Source organism: Mycolicibacterium flavescens (assembly GCF_001722335.1).
Lineage (GTDB): Bacteria > Actinomycetota > Actinomycetes > Mycobacteriales > Mycobacteriaceae > Mycobacterium > Mycobacterium flavescens.
The window spans coordinates 55,891-77,447 of sequence record NZ_MIHA01000022.1 but is presented as its reverse complement, the minus strand read 5'-3'; the positions used below and the strand labels follow the sequence as shown (position 1 = coordinate 77,447).

Annotated in this window: 25 protein-coding genes; 17 read left to right on the top strand and 8 right to left on the bottom strand. The window is 68.9% G+C overall.

What is annotated here, in order from left to right:
- Positions 1–49 precede the first annotated feature (49 nt).
- The gene (locus tag BHQ18_RS23950) at positions 50–487 is read left to right on the top strand and encodes a DUF6632 domain-containing protein (RefSeq protein ID WP_069416146.1); all 438 of its coding nucleotides are present in this window, start codon (positions 50–52) and stop codon (positions 485–487) included.
- A 60-nt stretch (positions 488–547) separates the two neighbouring features.
- Here BHQ18_RS23950 and mntR read toward each other — a convergent pair whose 3' ends face one another.
- The gene (mntR, locus tag BHQ18_RS23945) at positions 548–1,258 is read right to left on the bottom strand and encodes a manganese-binding transcriptional regulator MntR (protein WP_069416145.1); all 711 of its coding nucleotides are present in this window, start codon (positions 1,256–1,258) and stop codon (positions 548–550) included.
- An 80-nt stretch (positions 1,259–1,338) separates the two neighbouring features.
- Between mntR and BHQ18_RS23940 the strand changes: the two genes are divergently transcribed.
- The 5 genes from BHQ18_RS23940 (at position 1,339) to bla (ending at position 7,521) form a co-directional block, all read left to right on the top strand.
- Complete coding sequence (locus BHQ18_RS23940; protein WP_069416144.1) at positions 1,339–2,316, top strand: bifunctional riboflavin kinase/FAD synthetase; 978 nt, start codon at positions 1,339–1,341, stop codon at positions 2,314–2,316.
- A gap of 162 nt (positions 2,317–2,478) precedes the next feature.
- A complete protein-coding gene (gene rpsO / locus BHQ18_RS23935) occupies positions 2,479–2,748 on the top strand; it encodes a 30S ribosomal protein S15 (RefSeq protein ID WP_067224957.1) in 270 nt (89 codons plus the stop codon).
- Positions 2,749–3,044: 296 nt separating this feature from the next.
- On the top strand, positions 3,045–5,300 hold the full coding sequence (locus tag BHQ18_RS23930) for a polyribonucleotide nucleotidyltransferase (protein ID WP_069416143.1): 2,256 nt from the start codon (positions 3,045–3,047) through the stop codon (positions 5,298–5,300).
- Positions 5,278–6,618, top strand: a complete 1,341-nt coding sequence (locus BHQ18_RS23925; protein ID WP_084294312.1) for a M16 family metallopeptidase — start codon at positions 5,278–5,280, stop codon at positions 6,616–6,618. Before BHQ18_RS23930 ends, BHQ18_RS23925 begins: the two co-directional genes overlap by 23 nt.
- 18 nt (positions 6,619–6,636) lie before the next feature.
- Complete coding sequence (gene bla / locus BHQ18_RS23920) at positions 6,637–7,521, top strand: class A beta-lactamase (protein WP_069416142.1); 885 nt, start codon at positions 6,637–6,639, stop codon at positions 7,519–7,521.
- 215 nt (positions 7,522–7,736) lie between these two features.
- Here bla and ald read toward each other — a convergent pair whose 3' ends face one another.
- A complete protein-coding gene (gene ald / locus BHQ18_RS23915) occupies positions 7,737–8,852 on the bottom strand; it encodes an alanine dehydrogenase (RefSeq protein ID WP_069416141.1) in 1,116 nt (371 codons plus the stop codon).
- 94 nt (positions 8,853–8,946) lie between these two features.
- Here ald and aldR point away from each other — a divergent pair, with 94 nt between their 5' ends.
- The 5 genes from aldR to BHQ18_RS23890 are packed head-to-tail and all read left to right on the top strand — an operon-like array spanning position 8,947 to position 11,634.
- On the top strand, positions 8,947–9,462 hold the full coding sequence (gene aldR / locus BHQ18_RS23910) for an HTH-type transcriptional regulator AldR (protein WP_069416140.1): 516 nt from the start codon (positions 8,947–8,949) through the stop codon (positions 9,460–9,462).
- 47 nt (positions 9,463–9,509) lie between these two features.
- A complete protein-coding gene (gene dapB / locus BHQ18_RS23905) occupies positions 9,510–10,247 on the top strand; it encodes a 4-hydroxy-tetrahydrodipicolinate reductase (RefSeq protein WP_069416139.1) in 738 nt (245 codons plus the stop codon).
- Positions 10,248–10,260: 13 nt separating this feature from the next.
- Complete coding sequence (locus tag BHQ18_RS23900) at positions 10,261–10,725, top strand: tetratricopeptide repeat protein (RefSeq protein ID WP_069416138.1); 465 nt, start codon at positions 10,261–10,263, stop codon at positions 10,723–10,725.
- The gene (locus tag BHQ18_RS23895) at positions 10,722–11,177 is read left to right on the top strand and encodes a flavodoxin family protein (protein ID WP_069416137.1); all 456 of its coding nucleotides are present in this window, start codon (positions 10,722–10,724) and stop codon (positions 11,175–11,177) included. The genes BHQ18_RS23900 and BHQ18_RS23895 overlap by 4 nt, the downstream gene beginning before the upstream one ends.
- A gap of 4 nt (positions 11,178–11,181) precedes the next feature.
- Positions 11,182–11,634: a hypothetical protein gene (locus BHQ18_RS23890; RefSeq protein ID WP_069416136.1), complete on the top strand. Its 453-nt coding sequence runs from the start codon at positions 11,182–11,184 to the stop codon at positions 11,632–11,634.
- Here BHQ18_RS23890 and BHQ18_RS23885 read toward each other — a convergent pair.
- Positions 11,628–12,539, bottom strand: a complete 912-nt coding sequence (locus tag BHQ18_RS23885) for an HpcH/HpaI aldolase/citrate lyase family protein (RefSeq protein WP_069416135.1) — start codon at positions 12,537–12,539, stop codon at positions 11,628–11,630. The two genes, BHQ18_RS23890 and BHQ18_RS23885, sit on opposite strands and share 7 nt — an antisense overlap.
- Before the next feature lie 46 nt (positions 12,540–12,585).
- On the bottom strand, positions 12,586–13,326 hold the full coding sequence (locus BHQ18_RS23880; RefSeq protein WP_069416134.1) for a dienelactone hydrolase family protein: 741 nt from the start codon (positions 13,324–13,326) through the stop codon (positions 12,586–12,588).
- 43 nt (positions 13,327–13,369) lie between these two features.
- Between BHQ18_RS23880 and BHQ18_RS23875 the strand changes: the two genes are divergently transcribed.
- The 3 genes from BHQ18_RS23875 to BHQ18_RS23865 are packed head-to-tail and all read left to right on the top strand — an operon-like array spanning position 13,370 to position 15,957.
- Complete coding sequence (locus tag BHQ18_RS23875; protein ID WP_069416133.1) at positions 13,370–14,170, top strand: thymidylate synthase; 801 nt, start codon at positions 13,370–13,372, stop codon at positions 14,168–14,170.
- A 28-nt stretch (positions 14,171–14,198) separates the two neighbouring features.
- Entirely contained in the window at positions 14,199–14,690 is a 492-nt protein-coding gene (locus tag BHQ18_RS23870) for a dihydrofolate reductase (RefSeq protein ID WP_069416132.1), read from the top strand.
- 40 nt (positions 14,691–14,730) lie between these two features.
- Positions 14,731–15,957 carry a winged helix-turn-helix domain-containing protein gene (locus BHQ18_RS23865; RefSeq protein WP_069416131.1) on the top strand — a complete coding sequence of 409 codons (1,227 nt, stop codon included), beginning with the start codon at positions 14,731–14,733 and terminating at the stop codon, positions 15,955–15,957.
- Between the two features lie 55 nt (positions 15,958–16,012).
- On the opposite strand, the gene BHQ18_RS23860 is transcribed toward BHQ18_RS23865, so the two are convergent.
- Positions 16,013–16,318 (bottom strand): DUF4193 domain-containing protein, encoded by a 306-nt coding sequence (locus BHQ18_RS23860; RefSeq protein ID WP_069416130.1) that lies wholly within the window; start codon positions 16,316–16,318, stop codon positions 16,013–16,015.
- 104 nt (positions 16,319–16,422) lie between these two features.
- Between BHQ18_RS23860 and thyX the strand changes: the two genes are divergently transcribed.
- The 3 genes from thyX (at position 16,423) to BHQ18_RS23845 (ending at position 19,781) form a co-directional block, all read left to right on the top strand.
- The gene (thyX, locus tag BHQ18_RS23855) at positions 16,423–17,175 is read left to right on the top strand and encodes an FAD-dependent thymidylate synthase (protein ID WP_069416129.1); all 753 of its coding nucleotides are present in this window, start codon (positions 16,423–16,425) and stop codon (positions 17,173–17,175) included.
- A 78-nt stretch (positions 17,176–17,253) separates the two neighbouring features.
- The gene (gene dapA, locus BHQ18_RS23850; RefSeq protein WP_234794299.1) at positions 17,254–18,102 is read left to right on the top strand and encodes a 4-hydroxy-tetrahydrodipicolinate synthase; all 849 of its coding nucleotides are present in this window, start codon (positions 17,254–17,256) and stop codon (positions 18,100–18,102) included.
- Positions 18,102–19,781 carry a ribonuclease J gene (locus BHQ18_RS23845; protein WP_069416127.1) on the top strand — a complete coding sequence of 560 codons (1,680 nt, stop codon included), beginning with the start codon at positions 18,102–18,104 and terminating at the stop codon, positions 19,779–19,781. The genes dapA and BHQ18_RS23845 overlap by 1 nt, the downstream gene beginning before the upstream one ends.
- A gap of 85 nt (positions 19,782–19,866) precedes the next feature.
- Here the strand turns inward: BHQ18_RS23845 and BHQ18_RS23840 are convergent, their stop codons facing one another.
- The 3 genes from BHQ18_RS23840 to BHQ18_RS23830 form a co-directional block, all read right to left on the bottom strand.
- On the bottom strand, positions 19,867–20,679 hold the full coding sequence (locus BHQ18_RS23840; RefSeq protein WP_069416126.1) for a mycofactocin-coupled SDR family oxidoreductase: 813 nt from the start codon (positions 20,677–20,679) through the stop codon (positions 19,867–19,869).
- Positions 20,679–20,993, bottom strand: a complete 315-nt coding sequence (locus BHQ18_RS23835) for a putative quinol monooxygenase (protein WP_069416125.1) — start codon at positions 20,991–20,993, stop codon at positions 20,679–20,681. Before BHQ18_RS23835 ends, BHQ18_RS23840 begins: the two co-directional genes overlap by 1 nt.
- 67 nt (positions 20,994–21,060) lie before the next feature.
- Entirely contained in the window at positions 21,061–21,504 is a 444-nt protein-coding gene (locus tag BHQ18_RS23830; RefSeq protein ID WP_069416124.1) for a DUF2834 domain-containing protein, read from the bottom strand.
- Positions 21,505–21,557: the final 53 nt, after the last annotated feature.

The following is a 21,557-nucleotide window of genomic DNA, read 5'->3' as shown; positions in this document are numbered from 1 at the left end:
CAGCGGAATCGGGCGCATACTGACCCGGTCCGAACGATGGGGGCCGACGATGCCGTCTCCGTACAAAACGCTGCAGGTCGCTGTTGGGGTGTTCGGGGTGGTCGCGTTGTGCCTGTACCCCCTTGCCGCGCTCTGGCCGTCGGGCTGGGCATGGCACCAGGGCCCGCCGCACCACTCGGACTACTTCATGATGATCGTCGGGCTGTACGCCACGCTGGGGGTCTTCCTGCTGTGGGCGGCGCGCAATCCGCGGGCGCATCTGAGCTTCATCTGGTTCACGGTGTGGTCCAGCGTCGTCCACGCCGCGATCATGGCCGTGCAGTCGGTGCGCGGCGAACACCACGGCGGACACCTGCTGGGCGACGTGCCTGCGCTGTTGCTGGTCGCAATCGTGCTGGCGGGGCTCGTGCGCGCGTCGGGGCTCAGGATGTCCGGCGCACCGGGCGCCGACGGCGACGCTGACGCACTGCCGCAGCGCCGACTGTGAAGCTGTGACGATTATCCGGGCGATTTTTCGCCACAGATTCACACTGGGCGAGAAGAGCGGCTAACTGGCGACCACCCAGATCGCTTCTGCGGCGGGGCTTCCCAGGTCGACGGTGGTCGAACTCGCGCCGTCCTCGGAGTCGGCCGGGTTCTCGATGGCCACCGAGATCATGCCCGCGAAGTCGCGGCGCGCCAGCACCCGCAACCGCGAATCGAGGTTGATGCCCACGCTCTCGAAGTACCGCAGCATCTCGGGGTCGGCGTCGGAGATGCGCGCGATCGTGCCGGTGTCGCCGTCGCTGCACACCGACAGCTGGCGCGCGTCGGGGGTGGGCACCCGGCCGTCGGGCGCCGGGATCGGGTCGCCGTGCGGATCGCGGGTCGGGTAACCGAGCTTGGCGTCGATGCGGTCGAGCATGCGGTCGGACACCGCGTGCTCGAGCACCTCGGCCTCGTCGTGCACCTCGTCCCAGGTGTATCCGAGCTCGCGAACCAGGAACGTCTCCATCAGCCGGTGCCGGCGCACCATCGCCAACGCGGCCGCGCGGCCGGCCTCGGTGAGCGTCACCGCGCCGTACTTCTCGTGGTTGACCAGCCCCTGGTCGGCCAGCTTGCGGATGGACTCGGAGGCGGTGCTGGGCGACACGCCGAGCTTCTCGGCCAGCAGTTTCGTGCTGATCTTCTCCAGGGACCATTCCTGGACGGTCCAGATGACTTTCAGGTAGTCCTGGGCAACCGTCGTCAGGTCACGAGCATCGCCGACAGGATTCACACCACAAAGTTTAGGCAATGGTCACCTCATCTGGGCATCCACCAGCGCGCAGGGTGCCCGGCGCGCCGTAGGCTTGCCCCGTGCAGCGCTGGCGGGGACAGGACGAAATCCCGACCGACTGGGGCCGATGTGTCGTCACGATCGGGGTGTTCGACGGTGTGCACCGCGGACACCAGGAGCTGATCAGCCACGCGGTCAAGGCGGGCCGGTCCCGCGGCGTGCCGACCGTTCTGATGACCTTCGACCCGCATCCGATGGAGGTCGTGTTCCCGGGCAACCATCCGGCCCAGCTGACGACGCTGACCCGGCGCGCCGAGCTGGTCGAGGAGCTGGGCGTCGACGTCTTCCTGGTCATGCCGTTCACGTCGGACTTCATGAAGCTGACCCCCGAGCGCTACATCCACGAACTGCTGGTCGAACGCCTGCACGTGGTCGAGGTCGTGGTGGGGGAGAACTTCACCTTCGGCAAGAAGGCCGCCGGCAACGTCGCGCTGCTGCGCAAGGCCGGCGAGCGGTTCGGCTTCGCCGTCGAGAGCATGACCCTGGTGGCCGAGGCCGATCCGCACGTCGAGGACACCGTCACGTTCTCGTCGACCTACATCCGGTCGTGTGTCGACGCCGGCGACGTGGTCGCCGCCGCCGAGGCGCTGGGCCGGCCCCACCGCGTCGAGGGCGTCGTGGTGCGCGGTGACGGCCGCGGCCGGGTGCTGGGATTCCCGACGGCCAACGTGGCGCCGCCGATGCACTCGGCGATCCCCGCCGACGGCGTCTACGCCGCGTGGTTCACGGTGCTCGGGCACGGACCGGTCACCGGCAGCGTGCTGCCCGGCGAGCGGTACCAGGCCGCGGTGTCGGTCGGCACCAACCCGACGTTCTCCGGCCGCACCCGCACCGTGGAGGCGTTCGTGCTCGACACCGCGGCCGACCTCTACGGTCAGCACGTCGCGGTCGACTTCGTGGCCCGCCTGCGCGGTCAGGAGAAGTTCGACAAGGTCGAGGACCTGGTGGCGCAGATGGGTGTGGACACCGACAACGCCCGCGCCATCCTGGGTTCCTAACGCGGAGTGCCGACGGGCTGAGGAACGACGATTTCGTCGTGCTCCGCCGTCGCTGTTAAACTTCGTGCCGACCGGGCGGCGGCTGCAGTTCGCGGTGGCCACGCCCCGCCGGGACCCGATCCCGGACCGTTGTTCGCGGACTGAAATAGATGGAGTTACCTCGTGGCGCTTACCGCCGAGCAGAAGAAGTCGATCCTCTCCGAGTACGGTCTGCACGACACCGACACCGGTTCGCCGGAGGCTCAGGTCGCGCTGCTGACCAAGCGGATCACCGACCTCACCGAGCACCTCAAGGTGCACAAGCACGATCACCACTCGCGGCGCGGACTGCTGCTGCTGGTCGGCCGGCGGCGCCGGCTGCTCAAATACGTCGCGCAGGTCGACGTGCAGCGCTACCGCTCGCTGATCGAGCGGCTCGGCCTGCGCCGCTGACACCGGCCCCGGCGCGCGGAGAACGCGCCGGGATTCGGTCGCGTACTCGCCGCAGAGTACGATGGACAAGTTCGATTGCCCACCCGGCTCGAACGACCAGGGTGCGGTCTTCGCATATCCGCGAGCACCGCTCCCGCGCGTCATACCGGACCTGCCTGGGCGCACGGTCTTCGGTAGTGGCTGCCGGAACGATTGCCGGCAGCTTCGATCGATGGCCGTAGCCATCGAGGCCCGTGGTTCGAACGCTGTGACGACGCAAAACAGAACAGTGAACCAGAGAGGCCATACGGACACCTATGTCTGTAGTTGAAATTGAAGACGGCGTGTACGAATCGACCGCCGCGATCGACAACGGGAGCTTCGGCACCCGCACCATCCGCTTCGAAACCGGCCGGCTCGCCCAGCAGGCCGCCGGCGCCGCCGTCGCCTACCTCGACGACGAGACGATGCTGCTGAGCGCCACCACCGCCAGCAAGAACCCCAAGGACCACTTCGACTTCTTCCCGCTGACGGTCGACGTCGAGGAGCGGATGTATGCCGCGGGCCGCATCCCCGGCTCGTTCTTCCGCCGCGAAGGCCGCCCGTCGACCGACGCGATCCTGACCTGCCGCCTGATCGACCGCCCGCTGCGCCCGTCGTTCGTCTCGGGTCTGCGCAACGAGATCCAGGTCGTGGTCACCGTGCTGAGCCTGGACCCCAAGGACCTCTACGACGTGGTGGCGATCAACGCCGCGTCGATGTCCACCCAGCTGGCCGGTCTGCCGTTCTCCGGCCCCATCGGCGCGGTGCGGGTGGCCCTCATTGACGGCCAGTGGGTGGCGTTCCCGACCGTCGAGCAACTCGAGCGGGCCGTGTTCGACATGGTCGTCGCGGGCCGCGTGCTCGACGACGGTGACGTCGCGATCATGATGGTCGAGGCCGAGGCCACCGACAACGTCGTCGAACTGATCGGCGCGGGCGCGCAGGCGCCCACCGAGGCGGTCGTCGCCGAGGGCCTCGAGGCCGCCAAGCCGTTCATCAAGGTGCTGGGCGACGCGCAGCAGGAGCTGGCGGCCCGCGCCGCCAAGCCGGTCGGCGAGTACCCGGTGTTCCCCGACTACGCCGACGACGTCTACTACGCGGTCTCCTCGGTGGCCACCGACGCGCTGGCCGAGGCGCTGACCATCGCCGGCAAGACCGAGCGCAACGACCGCACCGACGAAATCAAGGCTGAGGTGCTCGAGCGGCTGGCCGAGCAGTACGCAGGCCGCGAGAAAGAGGTCGGTGCCGCGTTCCGCTCGCTGACCAAAAAGCTTGTGCGTCAGCGCATCCTGACCGACCACTTCCGCATCGACGGGCGCGGCATCACCGACATCCGCGCGCTGAGCGCCGAGGTCGCGGTCATCCCGCGGGCGCACGGCAGCGCGCTGTTCGAGCGCGGCGAGACCCAGATCCTGGGTGTCACCACGCTGGACATGATGAAGCTGGCCCAGCAGATCGACTCGCTGGGTCCGGAGACGTCCAAGCGCTACATGCACCACTACAACTTCCCGCCCTACTCGACCGGTGAGACCGGCCGCGTCGGTTCGCCCAAGCGCCGCGAGATCGGCCACGGCGCGCTGGCCGAGCGGGCGCTGATGCCCGTGCTGCCCAGCGTCGAGGAGTTCCCGTACGCGATCCGTCAGGTGTCGGAGGCGTTGAGCTCCAACGGTTCGACGTCCATGGGCTCGGTGTGCGCATCGACGCTGGCGCTGCTCAACGCCGGTGTGCCGCTCAAGGCCCCGGTCGCGGGTATCGCGATGGGCCTGGTGTCCGACGACATCGAGGTGGACGGCAAGACCGAGCGCCGCTTCGTCGCGCTGACCGACATCCTCGGCGCCGAGGACGCCTTCGGCGACATGGACTTCAAGGTCGCCGGCACCAAGGAGTTCGTCACCGCGCTGCAGCTGGACACCAAGCTCGACGGCATTCCGTCGCAGGTGCTGGCCGGGGCGCTGTCGCAGGCCAAGGACGCGCGCCTGACCATCCTCGACGTGATGGCCGAGGCCATCGACGGGCCCGACGAGATGAGCCCGTACGCGCCGCGGATCACCACGATCAAGGTGCCGGTCGACAAGATCGGCGAGGTGATCGGGCCGAAAGGCAAGATCATCAACCAGATCACCGAGGAGACCGGCGCGTCGATCTCGATCGAGGACGACGGCACCGTGTTCGTCGGTGCCACCGACGGTCCGTCGGCGCAGGCGGCGATCGACAAGATCAACGCCATCGCCAACCCGCAGCTGCCCAAGGTCGGCGAGCGGTTCCTCGGAACTGTGGTCAAGACAACCGATTTCGGCGCGTTCGTGTCGCTGCTGCCGGGGCGCGACGGCCTGGTGCACATCTCCAAGCTGGGCCGCGGCAAGCGCGTCGCCAAGGTGGAGGACGTCGTCAAGGTCGGCGACAAGCTGCGGGTGGAGATCGCCGACATCGACAACCGCGGCAAGATCTCGCTGGTGCTGGTCGACGAGGACGACGCAGCGAACGCCGACTCGGAGACTGCACCGGCAGATGCCGCCACGGCGAGCAGCTAGGGCGTTGCGCCGCGCCGAGCGCGGCACCGGATCCTCGGCCGGCGTGCGCCGCACGGTGCTCCCCGGCGGCCTGCGGGTCGTCACGGAGTACCTGCCTGCGGTGCATTCCGCGTCGGTCGGGGTCTGGGTCAACGTCGGTTCGCGCGACGAGGGCCCCAGCGTGGCCGGCGCGGCGCACTTCCTGGAGCATCTGCTGTTCAAGTCGACGCCGACGCGCTCGGCGGTCGAGATCGCCGAGGCCGTCGATGCCGTCGGCGGCGAACTGAACGCGTTCACCGCCCGCGAGCACACCTGCTACTACGCGCACGTGCTCGACACCGACCTCGAGTTGGCCGTCGACCTGGTCGCCGACGTGGTGCTGCGCGGCCAGTGCGCGGCCGAGGACGTCGAGATCGAACGCGACGTGGTGCTCGAAGAGATCGCGATGCGCGACGACGACCCCGAGGACACCCTCGGTGACGTGTTCCTGTCGGCGATGTTCGGCGGCCATCCCGTGGGACGGCCGGTGATCGGCAGCGCCGACTCGATCTCGGCGATGACCCGCGGGCAACTGCACTCTTTCCACGTGCGTCGCTACACGCCCGAGCGGATGGTGCTGGCGGTCGCGGGCAACGTCGACCACGACGACGTCGTCGCGCTGGCCCGGGAGTACTTCGGGCCCCGCCTGGTCCGCGGCCGCACCCCGGTGTCACCGCGCAAGGGGACCGGCCGGGTCAGCGGCCAACCGCGCCTGGAACTGATCAACCGGGACTCCGAACAGACGCACCTGAACCTGGGGGTCCGCACCCCCGGGCGGCACTGGGACCACCGCTGGGCGTTGTCGGTGCTCAACACCGCGCTCGGCGGCGGCCTGAGTTCGCGGCTGTTCCAGGAGATTCGGGAGACCCGCGGGCTGGCCTACTCGGTGTACTCGACGGTCGACACGTTCTCCGACACCGGAGCGCTGTCGGTCTACGCCGGATGCCTGCCCGAGCGGTTCGACGAAGTGGTGCGGGTGACCACCGACGTGCTGCAGACGGTGGCGCGCGACGGGATCACCGAAGCCGAGTGCCGGATCGCGAAAGGCTCGCTGCGCGGTGGGCTGGTGCTCGGACTCGAGGACTCCGGCTCGCGGATGAACCGGATCGGCCGCAGCGAACTGCATTACGGCGAGCACCGCACCATCGAGCAGACCCTCGCCAACATCGACGCGGTGACCCTCGACGAGGTCAACAGCGTCGCGCGCCGACTGCTGTCCCGCCCGTTCGGCGGCGCGGTGCTCGGCCCGCAAAGGTCGAAAAGATCGCTGCCTCAGCCACTTCGAGTGATCGCGGGCTGATCGCCTAGGCTGGGCGCGATGACTGCACTGTCGCGGCGCCGCGTCCTGGCCGGCGGGCTCGCCCTCGCCGGGCTGGCGGCCTCTCCGATCTCGCCCGCCCTCGCCCAACCCGTCCCGCTCGAATCGCGTCTGCGGGATCTGGAGCGTGAGCACCACGCGCTCATCGGGGTGTTCGCGACCAACCTCGACACCGGCCGCACCGTCGCGCACCGGGCGGCCGAGTCGTTCGCGATGTGCTCGACGTTCAAAACCTATGCGGCAGCGCGGGTTCTGCAACTGGTGGAGCGCGGCGAACTGAGCCTCGATCGCCGCGTTCGCGTCGACGCCGCCGACATTGTCGCCCACTCGCCGAGGACGCAGCCCCGGGTGGCCGGCGACATGACCGTGGACGAACTGTGCCAGGCGGCGGTGCAGGTCAGCGACAACGCCGCGGCGAACCTGCTGCTGCGCACCATTGGCGGGCCGCCCGCGATCACGGCATTCGCCCGCAGCATCGGCGATCAGCGGTCCCGGCTGGACCGCTGGGAGCTCGAACTCAACGCCGCGGTGCCCGGCGACCCGCGCGACACCACCTCACCGGAGGCCATCGGCGGCGGATACCGCGCGCTGCTCACCGGCACGGCGTTGGCGGCACCCCAGCGCGAGCTGCTGCAGCGGTGGATGCGCGCCAATGAGACCTCGAGCATGCGCGCCGGTCTGCCGGCGGGCTGGACCACGGCCGACAAGACCGGGAGCGGGGACTACGCCAGCACCAATGACGTGGGCGTCGCGTACGGGCCCAACGGTGAGCGCCTGCTGCTGTCGCTGATGATCCGCACGGCCGGCGACGACGCGGACGCACCGGGTCTCCGCCCGGTGATCGGGCAGCTGGCCGCGCTGCTGGTGCCGCATCTGCTGGGCTGAGAAGACACCACCAAGCCGCCCGGCCACCCCTCGGGGCCGGGCCGCCTGTGGTGAGAGCGGCTGTCCCCCCACACTCCCGGATCCCCCCCGAGTCCTGAGTGCCAGCCGCTGGACCTAACGGTATGGCAACGGGCGCCCCGGAGGAATCGGGCGAATCCCTATGATTTCAGCCCGGCACCCCTTAAGGGTGTCGGGCCGAAGCACGCGAGAAAGTCTCAGACCAGCACGGATGCCGGATCGGTGTAGGGGAGGCCGAGATCGTCGGCGACCTGTTCGGACAGCAGCGCACCCTCGTGGGTCGACAACCCCTTGGCCAGCGTGCCGTCGGCCCGGCACGCCGCGCGCCAGCCCTGGTCGGCCAGCTTGACCACGTACGGCATGGTGGCGTTGGTCAGCGCGAACGTCGACGTGCGCGGCACCGCGCCGGGCATGTTGGCAACGCAGTAGAAGATCGTGTCGTGCACGGCGAAGGTCGGGTCGTCGTGGGTGGTGGGACGCGAATCCTCGAAGCACCCGCCCTGGTCGATGGCGATGTCGACGAGCACCGCGCCGGGCTTCATGTGCGCGACGGTCGAGTTGGTCACCAGCTGGGGTGCTTTGGCGCCGGGCACCAGCACCGCGCCGATCACCAGGTCGGCGCGTTTGACCGCGTCCTCGAGTTCGAGGATCGAGGAGTAGCGGGTTTCGATGCGGCCCCCGAACTCGGCGTCGACGTCGCGCAGCTTGTCGATGCTGACGTCGAACACGGTGACGTGGGCGCCCATGCCGGCCGCGACCCGGGCCGCGTTGTAGCCGGCGGTGCCGCCGCCGATGACGACGACGTCGGCGGGCGCCACGCCCGGCACCCCGCCCATCAGCACGCCGCGGCCGCCCTGACTGCGCATCAGGTGGTAGGCGCCGACCTGCGCGGACAGCCGGCCGGCAACCTCGCTCATCGGGGCGAGCAGCGGCAACGCGCCGTCGGGGGTCTGCACCGTCTCGTAGGCGATCGAGGTTGTCCCCGAGGCCATCAGCGCGTCGGTGCACGGTTTGGACGCCGCCAGATGCAGATACGTGAACAGCGTCTGGCCCTCGCGCATGCGGTGATATTCGGCCTCGATCGGCTCCTTGACCTTCAGGAGCAGCTCGGCCTCCTCCCACACCTGGTCGGCGCTGTTGATGAGCTGGGCTCCGGCGCGTTTGAAGTCGGCGTCGCAGATCGACGAGCCGTCGCCGGCGCCGGACTGGATGATGACCTCGTGGCCGCGATGCACCAGCTCGGCGACCCCGGCCGGGGTGATGGCGACGCGGAACTCGTTGTTCTTGATCTCGGTCGGGATGCCGACGCGCATGACCGCTCCTTGGCGTAGTGTGTGCTGAAACTCAGTGTGAAGAACCTTCGATACGCTGGCAATAAATGCGTTGGAAATTCTCGGGAGGGCCACAATGGCCGAAGTTTCTTCATCATCGGCGGGTAATGGCGCCGGGCGGTCGAAGGATTTTCGACCCGTCACCCTCGACGACGTGGACCGCCGCATCCTGACGGCCCTGCACCGGGACGCGCGGCTGTCGAACAACGCGCTGGCCGAACAGGTCGGGATCGCGCCGTCGACCTGCCACGGCCGGGTGCGCCGCCTGCAGGACATCGGCGTCATCCGCGGGTTCTACACCGACATCGACCCCGCCGCGATCGGGTTGCCGTTGCAGGCGATGATCTCGGTCAGCCTGCAGTCCAACGCGCGCGGCAAGATCCACAGCTTCATCCAGCAGATCCGGCAGCGCCCGCAGGTGATGGATGTCTACTTCCTCGCCGGGGCCGACGACTTCATCCTGCACGTGGCCGCGCGGGACACCGACGACCTGCGGTCCTTCGTGGTGGAGAACCTCAACGCCGACGCCGACGTGGCCGGCACGCAGACGTCGTTGATCTTCGAGCACATGCGCGGCGCGTCCCCGCTGTAGCGCGAGCGGTTGGTCGGGCGGGCGACGAAATCCCATAGGGTGACCGCATGCGAGTGGGAGTTCTGGGCGCCAAGGGCAAGGTCGGCACGACGATGGTCGCGGCGGTCGAAGACGCCGACGATCTGACGTTCAGCACCGGCGTCGACGCGGGTGATCCGCTGAGCCGCCTCGTCGACACCCGCACCGAGGTCGTCATCGACTTCACCCATCCCGAGGTGGTGATGAAGAACCTCGAGTTCCTCATCGACAACGGGATCCACGCCGTCGTCGGCACCACCGGGTTCACCGACGACCGGTTGGCTCAGGTGCGCACCTGGTTGGACGCCAAACCCGAAGTGGCGGTGCTGATCGCGCCGAACTTCGCGATCGGCGCGGTGCTGAGCATGCACTTCGCCCAGCAGGCGGCACGGTACTTCGAATCGGTCGAGGTGATCGAACTGCATCACCCGCACAAGGCCGACGCCCCGTCAGGGACGGCGGCGCGCACGGCGAGGCTCATCGCCGAGGCGCGAAAAGACATGCCGCCCAACCCCGATGCGACCTCGACCGGTCTCGACGGGGCGCGCGGGGCCGATGTCGACGGTGTCCCCGTGCACTCGGTGCGGCTCGCGGGTCTCGTCGCGCACCAGGAAGTGCTGTTCGGCACCCAGGGGGAGACCCTGACGATCCGCCACGACAGCATCGACCGCACGTCCTTCGTGCCCGGCGTGCTACTGGCGGTGCGCCGTGTCGCCGAACGGCCCGGGCTGACGGTCGGCATCGAGCCGCTGCTCGATCTGCAGTGAGCGCTCGACGCTGATGTCCGAGGACGGGCGCGCACTGCGCATCCAAGTGCTGATCGGCTTCATGTGCGTGGCGTTGGTCGTGTACTTCCTGCTGCTCGGCCGGATCGCGATGGCGTTCATCGGAACCGGCGAGGGGGCCGCCGTCGTCCTCGGGTTCGCGCTGCTGGCGATGCCGCTGATCGGGGCGTGGGCGATGGTCAGCACGCTGCGCGCCGGGCTGGCGCACCAGCGGTTGGCCCGCATCGCGAAGGCCGACGGGATGGAACTCGACGTCAGCGACCTGCCGCGGATGCCGTCCGGGCGGATCCAGCGCGACGCGGCCGACGCGCTGTTCGCCACCGTGCGTGACGAAGTGGAAAGCGACCCCGACAACTGGCAGCGCTGGTACCGCCTGGCCCGCGCCTACGACTACGCGGGGGACCGCACCAGGGCGCGCGAGGCGATGAAGAAAGCCGTCGAGATGGAGGGCCGCCGATGAGTCGTCTGCTGGTGGTGCACCACACGCCGTCGCCGGGTACCCGCGAAGTGCTCGAAGCCGTGCTGGCCGGCGCCCGCGACCCCGATGTCACCGGCGTGGAGGTGGTGGTGCGGCCCGCGCTGGCCGCGACGCTGCCCGACATGCTCGACGCCGACGGGTACCTGTTCGGCACCACCGCCAACTTCGGCTACATGAGCGGGGCGCTCAAGCACTTCTTCGACACCGTCTACTACCCGAGCCTGGACCACGTCGCGGGCCGGCCGTACGGGCTGTGGGTGCACGGCAATAACGACACCGTCGGCGCGGTCAAGGCGGTAGAAAAGTTGGCGACGGGGCTGGCGTTGACGAAGGCGGCCGACGTGCTCGACGTCGTCGGCGGAGTCGACTCCGGTGTGCGCGACCGCGCCTACGAACTCGGCGGCACGCTGGCCGCGACGCTGATGGAGGAGTGACGACATGCCGGGGTTTGCCGAAATCGCCTTGGGCGCAGCGCCGGTCGCGGGTGGCGCGCTGCTCGGGATCGCCGCCGGGAATCTGCGCGGACCGGACTTTCGCGCGATGATCGCCAAGGACCTCGACCTGCTCGAGCGCATCCCCGAGGACCGGCCCGAACTCAAGGAGCGGTTGCGGGCGAGCATCGACCAACGCATCGACGACCTGATCACGACGACGGAGAAGAGCCGCGAACTGCGCAGCGCGGCGATGTCGTACGAGGGCAACTGGCGCGACATCGTCGTGTTCATCTGCGCCATCTTGTTCACCATCGTCTGGTGGAACGTCAGCCACGACCGAACCAACTGGCTGGTCATGTTCGTCGTGATGATCGTGGCCACCGTGGTGGCCGGCATCTACGCCGCCCGCGGGGTGATCCGGTCGCTGCGGACGCTGTCGCGCGGTCGCTCTCAGTAGTGGTAGGTGTCCGACGGCGCCGGGATGTGCGCGGGGTCGTCGACATCGTCGAACTCCGAGACCTCGATCCCGTAGGAGCGGGCCAGGTCGAGGATCTTGTTCGCCCGGGCGATGCGGGGTAGGTCCGAGCCGTTGCGGATCTCGCCGCCGTCGCGCTCGAACTCGCTGAAAAACTCCTTCGCCCAGGCGATTTCCTCCGGCGACGGGGACAGGCCCTCGTTGACGGTGGGGCACTGCTCGGGCGTCAGACAGATCTTGCCGGTCATGCCGAACTCGGCGGACACCGCGGTGGCCTCGCTGAGCTTGCGCGCGCTCGACCCGACCGTCGGGCCGTCGATCGCGCTGGGCAGGTGCGCGGCCTTGGCGGCGATGGTGAACCGCGACCGCGCGTAGGCCAGCGTGGTCGGATTGTCGCCGAAGCCGGTATCGCGGCGGAAGTCGCCGATGCCGAACGCCAGCCGGAACGTGCCCTTGGCGGCGGCGATCTCGGTGATCCGTTCGAGCCCGCGCGCTGTCTCCACCAGCGCGACGATCGGCACACCGGGCAGGCGTTTGGCGGTCTCGGTGACGTGGTCGACGGACTCGACCATCGCCAGCATGACCCCGCCGACCGACGTCGTCTTCAGGGCGTCGAGATCGTCGGCCCACCACGGCGTGCCGAAACCGTTGACGCGTACCCAGTCGGTGTTGCCCTCGCCGAGCCAGCGCACGACGTTGTCACGGGCGCCGACCTTGTCCTTCGGCGCGACCGCGTCCTCGATGTCGAGGACCACGATGTCGGCGCGCGAGCGCACCGCCGGCCCGAACCGTTCGTACTGGGCGCCGTTCACCAGCAGCCAGCTGCGGGCGAGCACCGGGTCGATGCGTTCGCCGACGTCGCCGTGCTCTCCGTCGTGGTCCTCCATGCGCCCATCGTTGCGTATCGAGCCGCCGTCGCGTGCGGCCTCAGGGTCAATTGGGCAGCGCGGATTCGAACAGCTCCTGCAGCGCGATCCAGTGCCGCTCGGAAGCCTCGTGGTCATACGGCGCGTTGTCGGGGACGGCGAAACCGTGCCCGGCAGGATAGAACTCGATGGTGTGCGCGACGTCGGCCGCGGTCAGGGCCTTGTCGAGGGTGTCGGCGTGGTCGCGGGTGAAACCGCTGTCGCCCTTGGCGCCGGCCACGTAGACAGTCGCCTTCATCCGGTCGGCGAGCAGGTGCGGGCTGGCCGGTTCGTCGGTGACCAGCCCGCTGGCGTGGAACGAGCCGACGGCGGCCACCCGGTCGGGGACCCGGCCGGCGACGATCACCGAGGTGCGCCCGCCCATGCAGTAGCCGCACACCCCGAACGCGTCGCCCTTGACCTCGGGCCGGCCGGCGAGGAAGTCGAAGAACGCCTCGGCGTCGGAGGCCATCATGTCGGGGGTGATCGACTTGATCATCGAGAACAGGCGCGTGCGCTGGTCGGGCTCGGTGAACGCGGTGCGCATGTCGAACGGCTCCCAGTCGCCGTGGCGGTAGTACACGTCGGGCAGCAGCACCGCGTGCCCGAAACCGGCCAGCCGGGCCGCCATCTCCTGGAAGGTGTCGCGCACGCCGCCGGCGTCGACGTACATGACGACGCCGGTCCACGGGCCGGGACCGTTGGGGGTGTGCAGGGTGGCGGGGCAGGAACCGTCGGCGGTGTCGATGGTCGCGTTGATACTCGGCATGGCTTCCGTTCTACTCGCTCGCGGCCGAAGTAAGCTGACCGGCGTGCCGATCGACACGCCCTACGAGAACCTGCTCGCGTTGGTCCTCGAACGCGGCACACCCAAACTCGACCGCACCGGCACGGGCACGGTCAGCCTGTTCGGTCATCAGATGCGCTTCGACCTGACCGCGGGTTTCCCGCTGATCACCACCAAGAAGGTGCACACCAAGTCGATCGTCTACGAGCTGCTGTGGTTCCTGCGCGGCGACTCGAACGTGCGCTGGCTGCAGGAGCATGGCGTCACCATCTGGGACGAATGGGCTACGGAGACCGGCGATCTCGGCCCCGTCTACGGTGTGCAGTGGCGGTCGTGGCCCACCCCCTCCGGCGAGCACATTGACCAGATCAGCAACGCGCTGCAGTTGCTCAAGTCGGATCCGGACTCGCGGCGCAACATCGTGTCGGCCTGGAACGTGGGCGAGATCCCGCAGATGGCGTTGCCGCCGTGCCACGCGTTCTTCCAGTTCTACGTCGCCGACGGCAAGCTGTCATGCCAGCTCTACCAGCGCAGCGCCGACCTGTTTCTGGGCGTGCCGTTCAACATCGCCAGCTACGCGCTGCTGACGCACATGATGGCCGCGCAGGCCGGCCTGGGCGTCGGCGAGTTCATCTGGACCGGCGGTGACTGCCACATCTACAACAACCACGTCGAGCAGGTGCGGCTGCAGCTCAGCCGCGACCCGCGGCCGTACCCGGAACTCGTTCTGGTGCCACGGGATTCGATCTTCGACTACACCTATGAGGACGTCCAGATTCTCAACTACGACCCGCACCCGGCGATCAAGGCCCCGGTGGCCGTATGAGGTTTGCTTGCAGGGCCGAATCATGAATATGAGGTCTGCGCAGGTCGGGCTGATCTGGGCCCAGTCGTCCTCGGGTGTCATCGGCCGCAACGGCGGCATCCCGTGGCGGTTGCCCGAGGACCAGTCCCGGTTCAAGGAACTGACGATGGGGCACACGGTCGTGATGGGCCGGCGCACCTGGGAGTCGTTGCCGGCCAAGGTCCGGCCGCTGCCGGGCCGCGACAATGTCGTGTTGACGCGACGGCCCGGCTACGTCGCCGAAGGCGCGCGGGTGGTGTCCTCACTCGAGGACGCGTTGACCGGTGACCCGGTGTGGGTGATCGGCGGCAACGAGGTCTACTCGCTGGCGCTGCCGGTCGCCACCCGCTGTGAGGTCACCGAGGTCGACCTCGACCTGCACCGCCAGGACGACGACGCGCTGGCGCCGGTCCTCGACGAGGACTGGGTCGGCGAGGCCGGCGTCTGGCAGGTCAGCACCTCGGGTCTGCGGTACCGGTACTACACCTACCGGCGGGCCTGACCGCTCTTCCGCGGATGCGGTGTCGGTGGTCTGCTGCAGGATGGGGAACGTGCCGACCAGACTCACGGCCGACCAAGCGCGGCGCGTCGCCGTCGCGGCGCAGGGGTTCGCGGAGAGCAGGCCGCGGGGGCCGGTCACCCGCGCGCACCTGCGCAGGCTGATCTCGCGGATCCAGGTGCTGCAGCTGGACTCGGTGTCGGTCTCGGTGCGCGCGCACTACGCGCCGGTGTTCAGCCGGCTCGGACCGTATGACCGCGACGTGCTGGACCGGGCGGCGTGGAGCCATTCGGCGCGGTCCCCGCGGATCCTCGTCGAGTACTGGGCGCACGAGGCCGCGCTGATGGCGGTGGAGGACTGGCCGCTGCTGCGCTGGCGGATGCGCGAGTACACCCACGGCCGGTGGGGGCGGGAAATCGTCAAGAAGAACGCCAAGCTGGTCGACGACGTCGTAGCCGCGGTGAGCGAGCTGGGGCCGTCGACGGCCGGCGAGATCGAGGAGTTCCTCGGCGCCGAGCAACGCGGCCGCAAGGGGCCGTGGTGGGACCGCAGCGACACGAAGTGGGTGACCGAGGCGCTGTTCGCGTCCGGGGTGCTGACGACGGCGACGCGGGTCGGATTCGCGCGGCACTACGACCTCGCCGAACGGGTGCTGCCGCCGGAGGTGCTGGCCCGCGAGATCGACGAGGCCGACGCGGTGCGCGAGCTGATGCTGCGGGCGTCGGGAGCGCTGGGGGTGGCCACCGAACAGGATCTGCGCGACTACTTCCGGGTGTCACCCGCGCGCGCGAAACCGGCGATCGCGAAGCTGGTCGCCGATGGCGCGCTGGAACCGGTCGAGGTGGACGGCTGGAAGCAGCCGGCGTATCTGCGCGCGGGGCAGGCGATTCCGCGCCGGGACCGGGGAACGGCGCTGCTGTGCCCGTTTGATCCGCTGATCTTCTTCCGGCCGCGGGTGGAGCGGTTGTTCGGCGGCTTCCGGTACCGCATCGAGATCTACACGCCCGCGCCGAAGCGGCAGTACGGGTATTACGTGTGGCCGTTCCTGCTCGACGGCGAACTGGTCGGGCGCGTCGATCTGAAAGCGGACCGGACGGGTGACGTGCTCAATGTGGTGGGGGCGTTCGTGGAGCCGGGCCGGCAGCCGGCGCGGGTGGCCGACGCGTTGGCGGGCGAGCTGAGGACGATGGCGTCGTGGCTCGGGTTGTCGGACGTCAGTGTCGGCGGCACCGGCGACCTCGTGCGGCCTCTGCGCCGAGTGTTGGGTTGAGGCACCTCTCGCGGTGGTTCCGCGTGCCTCGACCCCACACTCGGCGGAGAGAGAACTAGGCGCAGTCCGCGCAGATCATCCGGTCGCCGGACTGCAACGCAAGTCGGCTGTGGTGCTGCACCAGGAAGCAGCTCGAGCAGGTGAACTCGTCGGCCTGCTTCGGGATCACCCGGACCGTGAGTTCCTCACCCGACAGATCGACGTCCGGCAGGACGATCGAATCGACCGGGTCACCGTCGTCATCGACATCGAGCACCGCCACGTCGGCCTGGTTCCGGCGCCGTGCGGCGAGCTCGTCGAGTGACTCGTCGGCGATCTCGTCGGTTTCCTTGACGCGGGGGGCGTCGTAATCGGTGGCCATTGATCACACTCCTCAAAGATCGGCGCTTGGGTAACGCCGAGTGAGATCCGCTTTGTTCCCCGCGGCCGATCCGGCTAAACCGGGGCGCCACGTTAGGGTGAGCCGTGGCCGAGACCACGCCGCTGCGCGTCCAGATGATCGCCAAGACCGAGTTCTCGGCGCCGCCGGAGGTGCCGTGGGACACCGACGCCGACGGAGGCCCCGCGCTGGTCGAGTTCGCCGGCCGGGCGTGCTATCAGAGCTGGTCGAAACCCAACCCGCGCACCTCCACCAACGCCACGTACATCCGTCACATCATCGACGTCGGGCACTTCTCGGTCCTCGAGCACGCGTCGGTGTCGTTCTACATCACCGGCATCTCCCGGTCGTGCACCCACGAGCTGATCCGGCATCGGCACTTCTCCTACTCACAGCTGTCGCAGCGCTTCGTCCCTGAACACGACGCGCAGGTCGTCGCGCCGCCGGGCATCGAGGACGACCCCGAGCTGACCGAGATCCTCACCGAGGCCGCTGATGCCGGCCGGGCCGCCTACACCCGGCTGCTGCAGCGGTTGGAAGCCAAGTTCGCTGATCAGCCCAACGCGGTGCTGCGGCGCAAACAGGCACGTCAAGCCGCCCGTGCCGTGCTGCCCAACGCCACCGAGACCCGCATCGTCGTCACCGGCAACTACCGGGCGTGGCGGCACTTCATCGCCATGCGGGCCAGCGAGCACGCCGACGTCGAGATCCGCCGACTCGCGATCGAATGCCTGCGGCAACTGACTGACGTCGCGCCCCAGGTGTTCAGCGACTTCGAGATCGTCACGCTGGCCGACGGCACGGAGGTCGCAACCTCCCCTCTGGCGACCGAAGCGTGAGGCTGAGCGGGTAATCTGAGCCGCGTGAGCACCAGCGGATTCGACGTGACGGCCCGGTTGGGCACCGTGCTGACCGCGATGGTGACTCCGTTCAAGCCGGACGGGTCGTTGGACACCGACGCCGCGGCCCGCTTGGCAACCCACCTGATCGACGCCGGCTGCGACGGTCTGGTGCTCTCCGGCACCACCGGCGAGTCGCCGACCACCACCGACGACGAGAAGATCGTCCTGCTGCGGACCGTGCTCGACGCGGTCGGCGACCGGGCTCGGATCGTCACCGGCGTCGGTACCTACGACACCGCGCACAGCGTGCACGCCGCCCGGCGCGCGGCCGCCGAGGGCGCCCACGGGCTGCTGGCGGTGACGCCGTACTACTCACGGCCGCCGCAGGCCGGTCTGGTGGCGCACTTCACCGCGATCGCCGACGCCACCGACCTGCCGGTCATCCTCTACGACATTCCGCCGCGGTCGGTGATCGCGATCGAATGGGACACCCTGCGCACTCTGGCCGAGCATCCGAACATCGTCGCGGTCAAGGACGCCAAGGCCGACCTGCACGGCGGCGGGCAGATCATCGCCGAGACCGGCCTGGCCTACTACTCCGGCGACGACTCGCTCAACCTGCCGTGGCTGGCGATGGGCGCGGTCGGCTTCGTCAGCGTGTGGGGTCATCTGGTGGCCAGCCAGTTGCGGGAGATGCTGTCGGCGTTCCAGTCCGGCGACATCGCCACCGCGCGCAAGATCAACGTCACGCTCGGGCCGCTGAGCAACGCGCAGGCGCGTCTCGGCGGCGTCACTCTGTCCAAGGCGGGGCTCAAGCTCCTGGGATTCGAGGTCGGTGACCCGCGGTTGCCCCAGATTCCCGCCAGCCCGGCACAACTCGAGGCGCTCGCCGCGGACATGCGAGCGGCCGCGGTGCTGCGGTAGTGGACTCCGAACTCAACCCGCCGGGGCCGCTGGCCCCGGGTGCTCTGCGCGTCACCGCGCTTGGCGGGATCAACGAAATCGGCCGCAACATGACCGTTTTCGAGCATCTGGGCCGGCTGCTGATCGTCGACTGCGGTGTGCTGTTCCCGACGCACGACGAGCCCGGCGTCGACCTGATCCTGCCCGACCTGCGCCTGATCCAGGACCGACTCGACGAGGTCGAGGCGCTGGTGCTGACCCATGCGCACGAAGACCACATCGGCGCCATCCCGTTCCTGCTCAAGTTGCGCCCCGACATCCCGGTCGTCGGATCGAAGTTCACGCTGGCGCTGGTGGGCGAGAAGTGCCGCGAACACCGCATCAAGCCGGTGTTCGTCGAGGTCGACGAGGGCCAGAGCTCGCGGCACGGCGTGTTCGAATGCGAGTACTTCGCGGTCAACCACTCGATTCCGGGCTGCCTGGCCATCGCCATCCACACCGGCGCGGGCACCGTGCTGCACACCGGTGACATCAAACTCGACCAGTCGCCGCCCGACGGCAAACCGACTGACCTGCCCGGCATGTCGCGGCTCGGCGACGCCGGGGTCGACCTGTTCCTGTGCGATTCGACGAACTCAGAGATCCCCGGCGTTGGCCCGTCGGAGAGTGAGATCGGCCCGAACATGCACCGGCTGATGCGCGGCGCCAAGGGCCGGGTGATCGTGGCCTGCTTCGCGTCCAATGTCGGCCGGGTGCAGCAGATCGTCGACGCGGCGGTGGCGCTCGGGCGCAAGGTGTCGTTCGTCGGGCGCTCGATGGTGCGCAACATGGGGATCGCCAAGGAACTCGGCTACCTCACGTTGGCCAACGACGACGACATCATCGACATCGGCGCCGCCGAGCTACTGCCGCCCGAACGGGTGGTGCTCGTCACCACGGGCACCCAGGGCGAGCCGATGGCCGCGCTGTCACGGATGTCGCGCGGCGAGCACCGCAGCATCACGCTGACCGCCGACGACCTGATCATCATGTCCTCGTCGCAGATCCCCGGCAACGAGGAGGCGATCTTCGGCGTGCTCGACGCGCTGGCCAAGATCGGCGCCCGGGTCGTCACCAACGCGCAAGTGCGCGTGCATGTTTCCGGACACGCCTACGCCGGCGAGCTGCTGTTCCTCTACAACGGGGTACGGCCGCGCAACGTGATGCCCGTGCACGGCACCTGGCGAATGCTGCGCGCCAACGCCGCCCTGGCCGCGCGCACCGGCGTTCCCGAGGACAACATCGTGATCGCCGAGAACGGCGTCAGCGTCGACCTCGTCTCAGGCCGGGCGACGATCGCCGGCGCGGTGACCACCGGCAAGATGTTCGTCGACGGGTTGATCACCGGCGACGTCGGAGATTCAGTGGTGGGCGAACGGCTCACGCTGTCTTCGGGTTTCATCGGCATCACTGTCGTCGTGCAACGCAACACCGGCAAGCCGGTGGCCCCGCCGCATCTGCACTCGCGCGGGTTCTCCGAAGACCCGAAAGCGCTCGAGGTGGCCACCCGCAAGGTCGAGGAAGCGCTGGAAACGCTTGCTGCCGAACGGGTCACCGATGTCAGCCGCATCGCGCAGGCCGCGCGTCGCGCCGTCGGCAAGTGGGTGGGGGAGACCTATCGCAGGCAGCCGATGATCGTGCCGACGGTCATCGAGATCTGACCTTCGTCCGCCGAAATAGCGTTCCCGGTCGTTGGAACGGGCTGATCGCGACCATGGCTTCTCACTCGGCGGACCCGCCGGGCGGTCAGCGCTTGTTGACCGATCCCGCGTCTACTGGAAGCGCCACGCCGGTGAGGTAGCGCGCTTCGTCGGACACCAGCCACGCGACCGCGTTGGCGATGTCTTCCGGTTGCAGCACCTGCACCGGCAGCGCGTTGCCCATCTCCTGCGGGCTCTTCTCGGCGATGCTGCCCAACCACGCGCGGGTGGCGTCGTTGTTGATCATCGGCGTGTCCACCCCGGCGGGGTGCACGCTGTTAACCCGGATATTGTGCGGGGCAAGCAGATTGGCGTACAGCCGCATCAGCCCGACGATGCCGTGCTTGGCGGCGACGTACCCGATCGCGCCGGGATCGTCGCTGCCGACGCCGATGAGGCCCGCCACCGAGCTGGTGAGCACGATCGATCCGCCGCCACCGTGCGCGATGAGCGACTCCTTGGCGACATCGACGGTGTGGTACACGCCGGTGAGGTTGACGTCGATGACGTCGCGCCACCCTTCGCGGCCGGACTGCATCGGCGCGATACCGGCGTTGGCGACCACGATGTCGAGGCGGCCGAACTCGTCGAGACCGGCCTGCAGTGCCGCAGCCAGGCCGTCCTGGTCACGGACATCGGCCTCCCGTGCGACGATTCGCGCGCCGGTGTCCTCGACGAGCTTGACCGTCGCCGCCAGATCATCCGGCGTCGCCAACGGGTAGGGCACCGACGCGATCTGGCCGCAGATGTCGACGGCGATGATGTGGGCGCCGTCGGCGGCCAGACGGACCGCCTCGGCGCGTCCCTGCCCGCGCGCCGCGCCGGTGATGAACGCGACTTTGCCCTCCAGTGGAGCCATCAGGGACGCAGCGAGCCCTTGCTCGGGTCGCCGGCGACGACCGGCTGCAGCATCTTGATGTCGGGCGCGCCGTCGAGGTGCTCGCCGACGGTGCCGAAGAGCGTCGCAACCGCGGGCGCGGCGCTGTGAGTCTTGAGCGCATCCTCGTCGGCCCACTGCTCGACGAAAACGAAGGTCCGGTCGGACTCGTGCAGGGCGTACAGCTCGCAGCCGGGTTCCTGGTGCACGGCCTCGATCGCGGTCCTGCAGGCCTGCCGAACCAGGTCGACAGATTCGGGTTTGGCGGTCATGGTCGCGACGACGACGATCGGCATGAGCGGTTCGACTCCTCGGTGAGTGCCTGCTGGACGAATGCAGCCTACTCACGCTTGCCGCCGGTTCTCAGAGCACGTCGACCCAGATCGTGAACGCCGCGACCCCGACGGTCACCAGCGCGAGCCCCACCTTGTCGCCAGCCCCGATCCGCGGCGCCGCGGACCGGTGGATCCTCAGTTCACGCGCCAGCAGGAACAACGGAAACGTCACGCTGACCGCGATGAAGAACGAGGCGATGACGTACACCCAGACAAACCGAATGCCGTGCTTCCGTGCCTCATAAACCATGAGAATGACCGCTGCCAGCAGGAACAGCGCGATATCAGCAGTTATCGACCGTGCCGCGGCGGTCGTCTTGGTGTCCTCCCAGAACGCGGTTGCAAAGTCGGCGCCGCGGCCGGCGTAGGTCAGGTTCTGACTCCACGTCGCGATCAGCGCGACGACCGCGATCACGGCGTAGGCCACGCAGAGCAGCTTCGTCGTGGTGGGCAGGGGTTCTGGTTCGCTCATGGACGCACGCTATGCCGCGATCGGCCACCTTTTGATACCCATCTGTGACCCGT

Bases quoted from the DNA above. Each gene is read 5' to 3' on its own strand.
- BHQ18_RS23895 (WP_069416137.1), top strand. From the start codon at position 10,722: ATGAGTCGTCTGCTGGTGGTGCACCACACGCCGTCGCCGGGTACCCGC.
- BHQ18_RS23865 (WP_069416131.1), top strand. From the start codon at position 14,731: ATGGGGAACGTGCCGACCAGACTCACGGCCGACCAAGCGCGGCGCGTC.
- BHQ18_RS23890 (WP_069416136.1), top strand. From the start codon at position 11,182: ATGCCGGGGTTTGCCGAAATCGCCTTGGGCGCAGCGCCGGTCGCGGGT.
- BHQ18_RS23925 (WP_084294312.1), top strand. From the start codon at position 5,278: ATGCCGCCACGGCGAGCAGCTAGGGCGTTGCGCCGCGCCGAGCGCGGC.
- BHQ18_RS23880 (WP_069416134.1), bottom strand. From the start codon at position 13,326: ATGCCGAGTATCAACGCGACCATCGACACCGCCGACGGTTCCTGCCCC.
- BHQ18_RS23900 (WP_069416138.1), top strand. From the start codon at position 10,261: ATGTCCGAGGACGGGCGCGCACTGCGCATCCAAGTGCTGATCGGCTTC.
- dapA (WP_234794299.1), top strand. From the start codon at position 17,254: ATGGTGACTCCGTTCAAGCCGGACGGGTCGTTGGACACCGACGCCGCG.
- bla (WP_069416142.1), top strand. From the start codon at position 6,637: ATGACTGCACTGTCGCGGCGCCGCGTCCTGGCCGGCGGGCTCGCCCTC.
- ald (WP_069416141.1), bottom strand. From the start codon at position 8,852: ATGCGCGTCGGCATCCCGACCGAGATCAAGAACAACGAGTTCCGCGTC.
- BHQ18_RS23885 (WP_069416135.1), bottom strand. From the start codon at position 12,539: ATGGAGGACCACGACGGAGAGCACGGCGACGTCGGCGAACGCATCGAC.
- aldR (WP_069416140.1), top strand. From the start codon at position 8,947: ATGGCCGAAGTTTCTTCATCATCGGCGGGTAATGGCGCCGGGCGGTCG.
- BHQ18_RS23835 (WP_069416125.1), bottom strand. From the start codon at position 20,993: ATGCCGATCGTCGTCGTCGCGACCATGACCGCCAAACCCGAATCTGTC.
- dapB (WP_069416139.1), top strand. From the start codon at position 9,510: ATGCGAGTGGGAGTTCTGGGCGCCAAGGGCAAGGTCGGCACGACGATG.
- BHQ18_RS23830 (WP_069416124.1), bottom strand. From the start codon at position 21,504: ATGAGCGAACCAGAACCCCTGCCCACCACGACGAAGCTGCTCTGCGTG.
- BHQ18_RS23870 (WP_069416132.1), top strand. From the start codon at position 14,199: ATGAGGTCTGCGCAGGTCGGGCTGATCTGGGCCCAGTCGTCCTCGGGT.
- BHQ18_RS23950 (WP_069416146.1), top strand. From the start codon at position 50: ATGCCGTCTCCGTACAAAACGCTGCAGGTCGCTGTTGGGGTGTTCGGG.
- BHQ18_RS23840 (WP_069416126.1), bottom strand. From the start codon at position 20,679: ATGGCTCCACTGGAGGGCAAAGTCGCGTTCATCACCGGCGCGGCGCGC.
- BHQ18_RS23860 (WP_069416130.1), bottom strand. From the start codon at position 16,318: ATGGCCACCGATTACGACGCCCCCCGCGTCAAGGAAACCGACGAGATC.
- BHQ18_RS23930 (WP_069416143.1), top strand. From the start codon at position 3,045: ATGTCTGTAGTTGAAATTGAAGACGGCGTGTACGAATCGACCGCCGCG.